This window comes from Pseudomonas sp. UF-293 (genome assembly GCF_058245595.1).
The window spans coordinates 1-593 of sequence record NZ_JBSICA010000070.1; the positions used below are offsets into that span (position 1 = coordinate 1).

At 60.4% G+C, this 593-nt stretch carries 1 protein-coding gene; it reads right to left on the bottom strand.

Features of this window, described 5'->3' with window-relative positions; translation table 11 throughout:
* A partial coding sequence (locus AC4IHP_RS27810; protein ID WP_490833284.1) for an immunoglobulin-like domain-containing protein occupies positions 1 to 593 on the bottom strand: 593 nt, incomplete at both ends.

The window sequence follows — 593 nt, forward strand, 5'->3', positions numbered from 1 at the left end:
GCGTTCGGCACCAGATTTTCGAAATTGCCACCGGTAGCGCCAGTGATCGTGGTGCTGACGGTGCTGCCGTTGTTGTAAACGTCATTGGCTGCCGTCGGCACGTTGACGGTGCCCACGGTGTCGCCGGCCGCAATGGTGATGGTCGAACCGTTGGACAGAGTGACGGTTACCGGGGTTTGCGCCGGGTTGGTCAGTGTTGCGGTGTAAGTGATCTGTCCGCCTTCAACGACGTTGTTGGTCGCGGTCAGGGTCAGACCGGTGTTGTCGACCGAGTCGGTAATGGTGGTAACGGCTGGCGTCGGGTTCGGCACCAGGTTTTCGAAGTTGCCACCGGTTGCACTGGTGATGGTGGTGCTGACAGTGCTGCCGTTGTTGTAAACGTCATTGGCCGCAGTCGGCACGTTGACGGTGCCAATGGTGTCGCCGGCCGCAATGGTGATGGTCGAGCCGTTGGACAGGGTGACGGTTACCGGGGTTTGCGCCGGGTTGGTCAAGGTCGCTGTGTAGGTGATCTGACCGCCTTCAACGACGTTGTTGGTCGCGGTCAGGGTCAGGCCGGTGTTGTCGACCGAATCAGTGATCGTAGTGACGGC